The following is a 12,230-nucleotide window of genomic DNA, read 5'->3' as shown; positions in this document are numbered from 1 at the left end:
TTTGACGTGTGAAGAGGAAAAGCATGCGTATCAAATTCTGCTCTGCGTTCTTGCGAACTGCCGCACTTGGGTGTGTATTGTCGCTTCCCGCGACTGTGCTTGCTCAGGAGTGGCCGGCCAAGCCCGTGCGCATCATCGTTCCCTTCCCGCCGGGACAGGGCGCGGACATCATCGGGCGCCTCCTGGCGGAGCGGTTGACGTCAGTGCTGGGGCAGCAGGTCCTCGTCGACAACCGACCGGGCGCCGGCAGCATGGTGGGCCCCGCGATCGCGGCCAAGACGCCCGGCGACGGTTACACGCTGCTGATCGGCGGCACGAGCGCGATGGTGATCAACCCGCATCTGTATGCCGATCCCGGCTATGACACGCTGCGCGATTTTGCCCCGATTACCAACGTCGCGTCGCTGCCGATGCTGATCTGCGTCAACCCGACATTCCCGGCGCGCACGATCCAGGAATTGATCAAGATCGCCAAGCAGCGTCCCAACGAGATCACTTATGGCTCCTCGGGCAACGGCAGCACGCATCATCTCATCCAGGCGTTGTTCGCTTCGGCGGCGGGAATCCAGCTCACTCATATTCCCTATAAAGGCTCGACCGCGAGCATGACGGATCTCATCGCCGGCCGTATCGTGATGCTGGCCGATACGATGCCCGCCGTGATGACGCACGTGAAAGCAGGCAAGGCGCGCGCGATCGGCATCTCGTCGATCAAGCGCTCTCCTTTCTTCCCCGATGTGCCCACGCTCGATGAGCAGGGCCTGAGAGGATTCGATGCCATCGCCTGGGCAGGCTTGTTTGCGCCTGCGGGTACGCCGGCCCCGGTTCTCGATCGTCTCCACGCTGAAGTCGTCAAGATCCTCAACACGTCGGCCACTCAAAAGCGGTTTCAGGATCTTTCGATGACGACGATCGGCGATAGCCGCGCGGACTTCGATCGTTTCGTCAAGGCGGAGCTCGCCCGCTGGGGGAAAGCGGTGAAAGTCTCCGGGGCGAAAATCGATTAATCCGCACCGTCTGGGGACACCATGAGAGTCATAGATTTTCGCCTGCGGCCACCGCAGAGGGCGTTCCTCGATATGGTCATGTACTCGAACATCGATCGCACCGAGCAGATGGCGCGCGGGATCGGCATGGCGCTGGCGCCGTCGGTGCGGCAGCGCTCCGTCGAGCTCATGCTTAAGGAGATGGACGGAGCAGGCGTCAAGTGGGGCGTGGTGCCGGGCCGCATCTCGCCGGTGCTCGGCACGATCGAAGCCGACGACATTGCGGCAATCGTCGCGCAACACCCGGACAGGCTGGTGGGATACGCTGGAATCGATCCGGTGCACTCGCGGAAAGCGCGCAGGACTACATAAATGCGGCGAACGGGTTCCTTGCCGAGCGCTTCCTGTTCGGGACCGCCTACCCGCTATTGCCGTTCAAGGACGGTGTCGAAGCGATGCTGCGCCTCGGTCTGAAAGAGTCGGTCATGGACCGGGTGCTCTACGAGAATGCCGCGGAGCTGCTGGGAATCGGCCAATGACGCCAATGCGCGTGATAGATTTCAGAGTCCGCCCGCCTGTCGCAGGATTCGAAGCGGCGGCGATGTATATGCAGCCCGACCGCACGGCGGAAATGGGAATCGGTTTCGGATTCCCCGTTCCATCACCCGTGCTGCACAAGCCTTCGCCTGCTGCTTTCGAGGCCGAGCTGCGTGAGTCGGGTATCGAGCTGGCGGTGATTGCCGGCCGCGTCGGCGCGCCGAAGGTCGGGCCCACCAGCAATGATGGTCTCGTCGCGTACACGCGTACCCAACCCAAACGTTTGTGCGTGTTTCCCGCCATCGACCCCGCGCGATCGGACTGGCGGGCCGACGCGGAGCGACTGCTTCGCGGCAGCGATCGCGTCGTCAAAGGTTTCGCTCTCGAGCCCGGGCTGCTCACCACTCCGATTTACGCGGATGACCCGCTTTGTCTTCCGGTCTACGAGTTTTGTGTCGAGCGCCGCCTGCCGCTCATTCTATCCGCCGGCGGGAATGTCGGACCGGACTGCGGTCATACCCTGCCCGTCTACGTGGACCGCGTCGCGCGCGATTTTCCGAAGCTCAATATCGTCGTCGCGCACGGCGGTTGGCCGTGGATCACCGCGATCCATCACGTCGCGTTTCGTCGCGGGAACGTTTACGTTTCGCCGGACATGTACGCGTTGATGCCCGGTAACGAAGCCTATATCACGGCGATGAACAGTTATCTGTCGGAGCGCTTCGTCTACGCCTCCTCGTATCCGTTCGCTCCGCTGCGCGGGTATCTGGAATCTTTCCTGCGTGTCGTTGCGAACGATGTCGTAGCCGAGCGCGTGCTCTACTCGAATGCGGCTGCCTTGATCGGCATCGCATGAGCTTGTCGGGCAAGTCTCTGTTTCGGTCGAAACTCCGCATCTTGCCGCAGAGCTATTCAAGATCATGGCGGGCGTCGATCTGACCCATGTCCCTTACAAGGACGGAGCACGCGGTAAGATGGACCGGGGATTCAACGATGCCGTATGCAGAAAGCGCTGGCGGAAAGTTGCATTATGAGGTCATAGATCTGATGGCACCGTGGGAAACGAAGCGTGACACGATCATCTTCCATCATGGCATCGGCGCATCCGCCGGCATCTGGACCGAATAGCTGCCGCAGCTCCTCGAGCGCTACCGCGTCGTGCGTTTCGATATGCCCACCTGTGTAGGTCGCAACTGTCGATGCGACGGGCGCGCGCATGCCCTATCAATCAGGTTTACGACATCAAAAATAATCCGCAGCATCGTCGACAGCGATTCGATGTTCGAAATGAAACCGCGGTTCAAAGCCATCGCATCGTTACGGCGTTGGCCCGCCTCGACGGCAAGTCAGTCGGCATGATCGCGAGCAATCCTCTGCACCGTGGCGGCGCGATCGGGGCAGATGAGTGCCAGAGGTGCAAAGCTTCTTCGTGCTGTGCGATTCGTTCAATGTGCCAATCGTGATGCTCGTCGATCAGCCAGGTTTTCTGATCGGGCTCGAAGGCGAGCAGCGAGGCACGATCGCTCGAATAGCTTGTTCTTAGCGGCGGTGGCGATTCATGCCTAGGACATTCAAGTAGGCGTGATGCGCGGTGTTGACATAGCGGCTGCGGTACTCGACCGCAGTATCGTCGTAAGTGTAGGCGACGCGCTCGATCGCGAGCACGGCGGTGCTCGGCTTCAGGCGCAGATGGCGCGCGACCCCTGGCGGCGCAGCCGCCGCGCGGATCCATTCTTCTAACTGAGTCACGGTCACGCCGTATCGCATCTGGTACAAGCCGAAGATCGTGGTGTCCCGATGCCGCAGCAGCTTTTCATCAAGCTCCGGGAACACGACCTGAGGTACCGCGACGTCATCATAGATGACCGGCTCGCCCTGAAGGCTCAAGAGGTGCTCGAAAGTAATCACGGGAGCGCCCGGCGCGAGCTGCAGGTGTCGGGCAGCGCCCGCATCGGCGGCCGTGCGCCGAAAAGACAGCAGTTCGCTTGCCGGAAATTCCTTGTGCCGCTCGGCGTTCACGATATTGAAGAACGCTTCGAGCATGTGATCGCGATCGTGGCGCGCGGCAAAGGTGCCGCGTCCGGCGCGGCGCACGAGCACGCGTTCCCCGACGAGCTCGCCCAGTGCTTTGCGCACGGTTCCGACGCTCACGCCGTAACGCTGCGCGAGCCGCGCCTCCGTCGGAATCGGCGCGCCCTGCGGCCATTCGCCTTCCATCAGGCTTTGCAGCACGCGTCTCTTGACTTCGGCATAGAGCGGACCGGTCACCACCGCTCCCGGGCCCAGCTTCTCGGAAACGCCCAGCCAAGCCTGATCCGCTCCCCGATCAGGCACTTGGCGCTGCGCCGGGCCGCTCGTGGCGGCGCTCACTTGCTTCGCTGGGCGATTCATCTATATGATCTACTTTAGCTAGAATAACGATAAAAAGTATAACATCGCTTTTTTTGCACCGGCCGCCCGCCGCGGACGCGATGCCCATACCAGGAGCTCATGGATCAGTTGGAGAATATCGCCGCCTACCGGCTCGAAGTGCCGCTCACGAAACCCTATCGGCTCGCGTTCGGCGCGGTCGAGCGCTACGACTCGATTATCGTCGCGGCCACGGACCGCGAGGGCCGAAGCGGCTTGGGCGAAGCCACCGTGCTTACCGGCTATACCGACGAGACCATAGACGATGCGTGGCGCGTGGCGCGCGAGTTTGCGGCCTCGGTCGTCCGCGAACCGCGGGAAGCGCGGCTGTCTTTAGTACTGAGGCTTGCCACGACGCATCCTTTCACTGCAACTGCGTTCGGCACCGCACTCGAGATGCTCGATGCACCCGATCGGCCGCGTGCTCCGGCGGCGACGGTGCCTTTGGTCGGCCTGCTCGATGCAAAGGGGGAGGAAGCGATCGCCGCGCAGCTCGAGAAGCTCCTCACCGCAGGCTACCGCACGATCAAGATCAAAGTCGGCTTCGATGTTAGAGCGGATGGCGAGTTCGTGCGGGCCGTCCAGCGCGCGGGGCGTGGGCGCGCGCGCATACGTGTCGATGCCAACCAGGGCTATACGGGCGAGCAGGGCATGGCATTCGTGCGCTCCCTCGATCCCGAAGCAATCGAGCTATTCGAGCAGCCGTGCGCTGCGGGTGATTGGGATGCGCATCTTAGCGTTGCACGCGCTGCAACCGTGCCGCTCATGCTCGACGAATCCATCTATAGCATGGCCGACGTCGAGAAAGCCGCAGCGCTTCGCTGTGCCCAGTTCATCAAAGTAAAGCTCATGAAATTCGTGACGCAGGAATCCCTCGCAGCGGCGATCGGGCGCATACGCGCGCTCGGGATGACGCCGGTGCTCGGCAACGGTGTCGCCTGCGATCTCGGCTGCTGGCTCGAAGCCCTCGTCGCCGCCGAGCACATCGACAATGCGGGAGAGATGAACGGGTTCCTGAAGACCGGGGCGGCGCTGCTCGACCGGCCGCTCGTTTTCGAGTCGGGCGCAATCCAGCTCGAGCATGGATATCTTCCGGGCGTGAACATGGAACAGTTGAAGCGCTATTGCGTCGACTCGGTTCAAGTGTCCGGCAATGCGCCGACCACCGCCGTCGCATGAAAGCCGTCGCGATTGCCCGCTTTGGCGGCCCTGAAGTGCTGGCGCTCATGGAGCGCCCCGCACCTCAGCCGGCAGCTGGCGAAGCGTTGGTTCAGCTCGAGTACGCAGGTGTCAATTTCATCGACATCTACATGCGGAGCGGCCATTACGCGCGCTCGCAGACCTACCAGACGCCGCTCCCCATGACGATCGGCATGGAGGGCGGAGGCACCGTCGTTGCGCTGGGCGATGGCGTGGCGAACACCCGCATCGGCGACCGGGTGGCGTACTGCATCGTGCGCGGCAGCTATGCGGAGCTCGCCGCCGTGCCCGCGTCCAGGCTCGTTCGCGTCCCTGAAAACGTTCCGCTTCCGGTTGCCACCGCGCTCATGCTTCAGGGCTGCACTGCGCACTACCTCAGCCAATCGGTGTTTGGACTCGGCCCCGGACACGTCTGCCTCGTACACGCGGGAGCGGGCGGCGTCGGGCAGCTTCTCATACAGCTTGCAAAACAGAGCGGCGCGACAGTGATTACGACGGTCGGCAACGCCGAAAAAGCAGCGATCGCGCGCGAGCGCGGCGCCGACCACGTCGTCTGTTACCGCGAAGAGGATTTCCGCGAGGCGGTCATGCGCGTGACCGGAGGCAAAGGCGTCGACGTAGTCTACGACGCAGTCGGGCGCGAAACGATTTCGAAAAGCGTCCGGAGTCTCAAGCGCCGCGGCCTGTGCGTGAACTACGGAGGCGCATCCGGGCTCGTCGAATCGGTGCAGCCACTCGAGCTCGCCGAAGCGGGCTCCGTTTTCTTCACGCGCCCGCACCTCGCCGATTACATCGCGACTGCCGAAGAGCTCAATCACCGCACGAGCGACCTTTTCGCGGCCTACGCCGCAGGCAAGCTCACGGTGGCGATCGATCGCGAGTTCCCGCTCGCCCAGGCTGCCGACGCGCACCGCTGCATCGAAAGCCGCGGCACCCGCGGTAAGCTATTACTTTGCATTCAGTCGTAAACAACAACACCCCCGAGGAGCTCTCATGTCATCCCTCATAAGCAGTCGCACCATCGCTTTCGCTACTGCCGCCCTGTCGGCTTTCGCCGCAGGGCTCGCATTCGCGCAGGATAAATACCCGTCCCGTCCCATCGAATTCATCGTGCCATGGGGTCCCGGCGGTGGTGCCGACCAAGTCGCACGCAAAGCCTCCCAGCTCATGGAAAAGGAGCTCAAGGTTTCGCTGCCGGTGATCAACGTCGCGGGTGCCACGGGCCAGACGGGCCTGACCAAGATGTTGACTTCAGCCGCCGACGGCTATTCGATATCCATTATGACGGGCGACACGTTCGGACTGCTGACCGACCCAACGACGAAATGGAAGCTGGACGACGTCGTGCCGGCGGCGATCATGATCCGGCAGCCTTCGGCCTTCTTCACCGCCGAGAACAGCAATCTGAAATCATGGGCCGAGGTCGAGCGCGAGGCGAGGAACCGCCAGCTCAAAGTCGCGATCACCGGTTTCGGCAGCCCCGACGACATGCACGTTCAGTATTTCGTGGCGAAAGGCCTGAAGCTGATCGCCGTGCCGTTCCCCAAACCGGCCGAGCGCTACACGGCTATTCTGGGCGGGCACGCCGACATCCTTTATGAGCAGCTCGGCGACGTGAAGAGCTTCCTCGATGGCAAGCAGATGCGTCCGGTCATTCTTTTCGCCGATTCACGCTTTCCGCTTTTCAAGGACGTTCCGACCGGCAAAGAGCTCAAACACGACATCATCATCAACCAGTTCCGCGCAGTCGTCGTGAAGGCGGGTACCGATCCGGCGCGCGTGAAGCTCATCTCCGATGCGCTCGCCAAAGTGGCCGCGAGCGACGATTACAAAGCGTATTTGAAGGACCAGTACGCCGACGAGGCGAGCTTCATTCCGGCCGGTGGCGCGCTGGCGTTCATGAAGAAAGAGCTGGAGAGCATGCGCCGCTTCGCACCGAAGAAATAGCGGCGGGCGCGATGAAGCAGAAAACCATCGTCACCGGGGTCATCGGTTCCGACACGCATATCGTGGGAAACCGCATCCTCACGATGGCGCTCGAAAAAGCGGGCTTCAAGGTGGTCTCGCTGGGCGCGCTCACGCCCGCTCCCGATTTCGTGAAAGCGGCGGTCGAAACCGACGCGGACGCAATCCTCGTCTCGTCTCTCTACGGGCAAGGCGAGCTCGATTGCCGCGGCTTTCGCGACCTCTGTGTCGAAGCAGGTCTCGAGAACATACTGCTCTACGTGGGCGGCAACCTGGTCGTGGGAAAACGGTCTTGGGACGAGACGCACAAGACCTACGCGGATATGGAATTCGACCGGGCGGCGCCGCCGGGAACGCGCATCGAGACCGTGCTCGACTGGCTCCGGCGCGACTTCGAGGCGCGCGAGCATGGCAATCGCCGCGCAATCGCATGAGCGCGGCGCTCCTCATCGATTTCGGCAGCACATATACCAAGCTGCGCGCGGTAGATCTCGACTCGCGGCGTATTCTAGGCGCGGGCCAAGGCCCCTCCACCGTGACGACCGACATCGGCATCGGCATGCGCGCGGCCCTCGCCGATCTCGAGCGCCGTCTGGGCAGCCTGCCGCGGTTTGAGTACCGGCTTGCGTCGAGCAGCGCGGCCGGGGGTTTACGCATGGTGACAGTAGGCCTCGTGCGCGAGCTCACCGCCGAAGCGGCGCGGCGCGCGGCGCTCGGCGCCGGTGCGAAGCTGGTGGGCGCCTTCGCTTACCGCCTCACGGCCGGCGACATCGACGAAATTCGCGCGTGCGCACCCGACATTCTGCTGCTGGCCGGCGGCACCGACGGCGGCAACAGCGAAGTCGTGCTCGCCAACGCGGCGCGCATCGGCAAAAGCGACCTCGCCTGCCCGATTGTTTACGCGGGCAACCGCGCCGCAGCCGACGAAGCGTGCGCCGCGCTCGCCGGGAAGACCGTGATCGTCACCGGAAATGTCATGCCGGAGTTCAACGTGCTCGCCATCGAGCCGGCGCGCGCAGCGATCCGGCAGGTCTTCATCGACCGCATCGTGCACGCTAAAGGGATCGACCGTGCCGCCGCGGATTTCGACGCTGTGCTCATGCCGACACCGGCCGCGGTGCTAGAAGGCGCGCGGCTTGTCGCCGATGGCGTCCAGGGCCATTCGGGCCTGGGTGCGGTGCTCGTGATCGATCCAGGCGGCGCGACGACCGATGTGCACTCGATTTCGGCCGGCGAGCCGGCAGCGGGGGTCGTTCCACAAGGGCTGCCGGAGCCGCGAGTGAAGCGCACGGTCGAAGGCGATCTGGGCATGCGGCACAACGCGGCCGCTATCGTCGAAGCGGCGGGTATAGACGCCATCGCAGCGGATGCGCGGCTTACCGAGCACCGCGTGCGCGAGCTTCTTCATTCGATCGAACGTGACGTCGAGCGACTGCCGCGTGCCGAGGAGGAATTCGCGCTCGATGCGGCGCTCGTGCGTGCCGCCGTCCGGTTCGCGGTCGCCCGTCATTGCGGCACGATCGAAACGGTCTACACGGTGACGGGCCCGGTCACAGTTCAGCACGGCAAGGATCTGTCGCGGATCGACGCCGTCATCGGCACAGGCGGGGCCATTGTATCCGGTCGCCATCCGCGGGCCGTGCTGCAGATGGCGCTCGCCGATCCTGCCGAGCCGCTGTCGCTCAAGCCGAAGAGCCCGCGCCTGCTGCACGACACTCACTACCTGCTCTACGCGTGCGGCCTGCTTTCCACAGTGGAGCCGCAAGCCGCGTTGGAGCTCGCGCTCGCCAATCTGCAGGCGCTGGACGAGGAGATTCCACATGAACGCGCCCGCTGCGCCTGACGCTACCCGCCTGCCGCTTTCCGAAGCGCGCATTCCCGACGACGTGTTCGAACAGATGCGCCGGGAAAATCTCGCGCGTTGGCCGACCGGCGCCGGCGTCGACTTCGAAGCGGCGGTTGCCCGCCATCGCGCGCTGCCCCGGCACAAACAGCTCGGCTGGGTGATGCGCGAGGCTGCCCGGCAAGGCCGCTGCCTCACCCAACCGCGCGGCGGGTTCGGCACGTTCGAGATGCATCGTCATCTGATGGTGACGCTCGACAAGGAGGGACACGCCGACGTCGTGCCGACCACGACCGACAGTTACACACGGAACGAGCAATGGCAGCTCGCGCAGAAAGGCATCGAGGAGTCGGAGCAGGCAGGACGCTCGATGCTGAACGGATACCCGATGGTGAACTACGGTGTCGCCCGGGCTGCGGAGCTCGTCGATGCGATCGACAAGCCCGCGATCATGCTGACCGGCACCGCGATGCCGCGGCTCACCGGCGAAATCGGCTACGCGGGAGGCTATTCGGGCTACCTCGGCTCGGGCATCGCCTACACCACCTCCTACACGAAAGAGTTTTCGATCGAAGACGGCATACGCAACTACCAGTATCTCGACCGTCTCGCTTCGATGTACCACGAGCGCGGCATCGACCTGCACAGAAGGCAGCCGGGCTTCCTCACCGGCACGAACATACCCCCTTCGATCGCGATCATGACCGCAGTGCTCGATTGCCTGCTCGCCGCCGCGCAGGGCGTGAAAAATTACGGTCTCGAAATGGGCCAGACGATGCACCTCGTGCAGGATGCCGCCGCGGTCGCCGCGTGCCGCGAGCTGTGCCAGGAATATCTGCAAGCGCGTGGTTACGACGAGGTCTTCACGCCCGTCACGCTGCTGCACTGGATGGGCGCGTGGCCCCACGACGAAGCGCAATGCGCAGCGCTCGTGGTCTACGGTGGGACGCTCGCCGCGATCGCGGGCGCAAACAGCGTGACGACCAAGAGCGTCCACGAGGCATTCGGCATCCCGACTCCCGAAGCGAACGCCGAAGGCTTGCGCATGACGCGCATGGCGATTTATCTCGCGCGCGACATCCGGCTCGACGGGCTGAAGGAATTTCAGGACGAGAAAGAACTCATCAAGCGCGAAGTGCGGGCCATCATCGACAAGACGCTGGAGATGGGCGAGGGCGACGTCGCGCTCGGAACGGTGCGCGCGTTCGAAGCCGGCGTGCTCGACATTCCGTGGTCGCCGAGCCGCTACTGCAAGAGCCGCATCATGCCGGCGCGCGATGCCGACGGCTATTTGAGAATCGTCGATCCGGGTCTGATGCCGTTTCCGAAAGACGTGATGGAAATTCACGAAGAGAAGCTGCGGCGCCGCGCAGCGAAGGAAGGTGCAGCGTTCGGCCACGAGCTTGCGGTATCGAGCGTCTACGAGATGGCGGAGCCGGTCGCCAAGCTGCTGCCCGACGGCATCGGCCGCTACTGACGCGAAGTTTTGTATTGGATTGCCTTCAGGAGAGCGGAGCGAAAATGAACGGAGGAGACATGAGTGTTTTGTCATCGCCAACGATCAAGATGCGGAAAATCGACGGGCCCGTCGGCGTGGAAATCGTCGGCGTCGATCTCTCGCGCGATCTCGACGACGATACTTTCAGAGCGATCGATCAGATCTACAACACGAATCCCGTGGTTGTCGTCCGGGAGCAAAAGCTCACACCAGCGCAGCAGGTCGCGTTCAGCAGGCGATTCGGCGAGCTCGAGATCCACGTGCTCAAGCAATACCTGCTGGCCGGCCATCCCGAAATTCTGGTTATCTCCAATATCGTCGACGAAAACGGAAAGCTCATCGGGCTGGCCGACGGAGGACGCGTGTGCGTGTGGCACACCGACATGTCCTATCTGGAACGGCCGAGCCGCGGCTCCATGCTGTACGCGATCGAAGTGCCGGAGCGCGACGGTATCGCGCGTGGAGACACCCAGTTCGCAGATACGGCAACGGCTTATGAAGCGCTGTCCCAGGAAACGAAGCGCAAGCTCAAGGGCCTCAAAGCAATCCATCGCATGACGAAAGGCTACGACGCAACCTCCAAGTCTTCGGGTGAGCGCCTTGCCTATACGGCGGAGCAGCGCAAGGAAAACCCGGAGCGCGCGCATCCGATCGTGAGGACGCACCCGGCGACAGGGCGTAAGTGCATCTATTTGAACCCACTTTGCGTGGTCGGCATCGAAGGCGTGCCCGACGACGAAAGCGAGCCTTTGCTCCAGGAACTCTACGAGCACTGCACCCGGCCGGAATTCGTCTATCGCCACCGCTGGCGCAAAGGCGACCTCGTCATGTGGGACAACTGCGCGGCGCAGCACCTTGCAACGATGGATTACGCGCTGCCACTGACGCGGCTGATGCACCGCACGACGCTCGCGGGCACGGTTCCGTTCTAGCCGCCCAGAGCGCAGCGCGTCGGTCTTCGGCACTACAACTGGACTATCCTATGAAGCTCAAAGGCAAGGTTGCCGTCATTACCGGCGGCGCAGCCGGCATCGGCCGCGCCATAGTCGAAGCCTTCGCGCGCGAAGGCGCACGCGTCGCCATCGCTGATCGCGACGTCGCGAAAGCGCGCGAGGCCGAATCTCGGGTAAGGTCAGACGGAGGGGACGCAGAGGCGTTCGAAGTCGACGTCGCGAACAGCCAATCGGTTGCACGCATGGTGGCGGCTGTGGTGTCGCGATACGAGCGGCTCGATATCCTCGTCAACAATGCGGGCATTCGTTTCGTGAAACCGTTTCTCGAGTATGCGGAAGACGAGTGGCGCAAGACGCTAGATGTCAATCTCACCGGGCTTTTCCTGTGCTGCCGCGCGGCGGTTCCGCACATGCTGAAAGGCGGCAAAGGAAAAATCGTGAACGTCGCCTCGGTCGCCGGTGAGTTCGGCCGGCCGCATCGCATTGGTTATTGCGCGTCGAAAGGCGGCGCCATCGCGTTTACCAAGGCGCTAGCCGTCGATATGAGCGGAAAAAACATCTGCGTGAACGCCCTCTCACCGGCCCTCATCGACACGCCACTCAATGCGGCGTACGCAACCGACGACACGCTGGCGGACGTTTGGGGAAAAGAGCTTCTCGTGCGCCGGTGGGGCAGGCCCGAGGATGTCGCCGCGGCTGCGTTGTTCCTCGCGTCGGACGATTCGGATTTCGTGACCGGCTCCGTGCTGACGGTGGACGGCGGCTGGACAGCCGGTCTGGTGCGGGCCAACGAGCTCGAATGATTTCTAGGAAAGGAGGCGTGGGCATGGCAAATATTT

The 12,230-nt window shown here is 63.2% G+C and carries 12 protein-coding genes and 2 pseudogenes; 13 read left to right on the top strand and 1 reads right to left on the bottom strand.

Going from position 1 to position 12,230, the window contains the following annotated elements; translation table 11 throughout:
* The first annotated feature begins 23 nt into the window (after positions 1–23).
* The 5 genes and pseudogenes from GEV05_13105 (at position 24) to GEV05_13085 (ending at position 3,066) form a co-directional block, all read left to right on the top strand.
* Positions 24–1,007, top strand: coding sequence for a tripartite tricarboxylate transporter substrate binding protein (locus tag GEV05_13105; protein ID MPZ44318.1), 984 nt, complete (start codon positions 24–26; stop codon positions 1,005–1,007).
* 200 nt (positions 1,008–1,207) lie between these two features.
* Positions 1,208–1,525 (top strand): amidohydrolase family protein, encoded by a 318-nt coding sequence (locus GEV05_13100; protein ID MPZ44317.1) that lies wholly within the window; start codon positions 1,208–1,210, stop codon positions 1,523–1,525.
* Positions 1,522–2,379: an amidohydrolase family protein gene (locus GEV05_13095; GenBank protein ID MPZ44316.1), complete on the top strand. Its 858-nt coding sequence runs from the start codon at positions 1,522–1,524 to the stop codon at positions 2,377–2,379. The genes GEV05_13100 and GEV05_13095 overlap by 4 nt, the downstream gene beginning before the upstream one ends.
* A 25-nt stretch (positions 2,380–2,404) precedes the next feature.
* Positions 2,405–2,557: pseudogene (locus GEV05_13090) on the top strand (hypothetical protein).
* A gap of 244 nt (positions 2,558–2,801) precedes the next feature.
* Positions 2,802–3,066: pseudogene (locus tag GEV05_13085) on the top strand (hypothetical protein).
* Here the strand turns inward: GEV05_13085 and GEV05_13080 are convergent.
* Positions 3,063–3,914: a UTRA domain-containing protein gene (locus tag GEV05_13080; GenBank protein ID MPZ44315.1), complete on the bottom strand. Its 852-nt coding sequence runs from the start codon at positions 3,912–3,914 to the stop codon at positions 3,063–3,065. The pseudogene GEV05_13085 and the gene GEV05_13080 overlap by 4 nt on opposite strands.
* Before the next feature lie 99 nt (positions 3,915–4,013).
* Here GEV05_13080 and GEV05_13075 point away from each other — a divergent pair, with 99 nt between their 5' ends.
* From GEV05_13075 to GEV05_13040, 8 genes are all read left to right on the top strand, one after another.
* The gene (locus GEV05_13075) at positions 4,014–5,111 is read left to right on the top strand and encodes a mandelate racemase (protein ID MPZ44314.1); all 1,098 of its coding nucleotides are present in this window, start codon (positions 4,014–4,016) and stop codon (positions 5,109–5,111) included.
* The gene (locus GEV05_13070) at positions 5,108–6,100 is read left to right on the top strand and encodes a zinc-binding dehydrogenase (protein MPZ44313.1); all 993 of its coding nucleotides are present in this window, start codon (positions 5,108–5,110) and stop codon (positions 6,098–6,100) included. Before GEV05_13075 ends, GEV05_13070 begins: the two co-directional genes overlap by 4 nt.
* A gap of 25 nt (positions 6,101–6,125) precedes the next feature.
* Entirely contained in the window at positions 6,126–7,079 is a 954-nt protein-coding gene (locus GEV05_13065) for a tripartite tricarboxylate transporter substrate binding protein (GenBank protein MPZ44312.1), read from the top strand.
* A gap of 11 nt (positions 7,080–7,090) precedes the next feature.
* Positions 7,091–7,531, top strand: a complete 441-nt coding sequence (locus tag GEV05_13060) for a methylaspartate mutase subunit S (protein ID MPZ44311.1) — start codon at positions 7,091–7,093, stop codon at positions 7,529–7,531.
* A complete protein-coding gene (locus GEV05_13055; protein ID MPZ44310.1) occupies positions 7,528–8,940 on the top strand; it encodes a MutL protein in 1,413 nt (470 codons plus the stop codon). Before GEV05_13060 ends, GEV05_13055 begins: the two co-directional genes overlap by 4 nt.
* Positions 8,918–10,417, top strand: a complete 1,500-nt coding sequence (locus tag GEV05_13050; GenBank protein ID MPZ44309.1) for a methylaspartate mutase subunit E — start codon at positions 8,918–8,920, stop codon at positions 10,415–10,417. The genes GEV05_13055 and GEV05_13050 overlap by 23 nt, the downstream gene beginning before the upstream one ends.
* A gap of 89 nt (positions 10,418–10,506) precedes the next feature.
* Positions 10,507–11,370 carry a TauD/TfdA family dioxygenase gene (locus GEV05_13045; protein ID MPZ44308.1) on the top strand — a complete coding sequence of 288 codons (864 nt, stop codon included), beginning with the start codon at positions 10,507–10,509 and terminating at the stop codon, positions 11,368–11,370.
* Between the two features lie 50 nt (positions 11,371–11,420).
* Positions 11,421–12,194, top strand: coding sequence for a glucose 1-dehydrogenase (locus GEV05_13040; GenBank protein MPZ44307.1), 774 nt, complete (start codon positions 11,421–11,423; stop codon positions 12,192–12,194).
* Positions 12,195–12,230 lie beyond the last annotated feature (36 nt).

It is taken from the genome of Betaproteobacteria bacterium, assembly GCA_009377585.1.
Taxonomy (GTDB): Bacteria; Pseudomonadota; Gammaproteobacteria; order Burkholderiales; family WYBJ01; genus WYBJ01.
The sequence above is the reverse complement of the archived record's forward strand: the minus strand, read 5'-3'. Positions and strand labels throughout refer to the sequence as shown.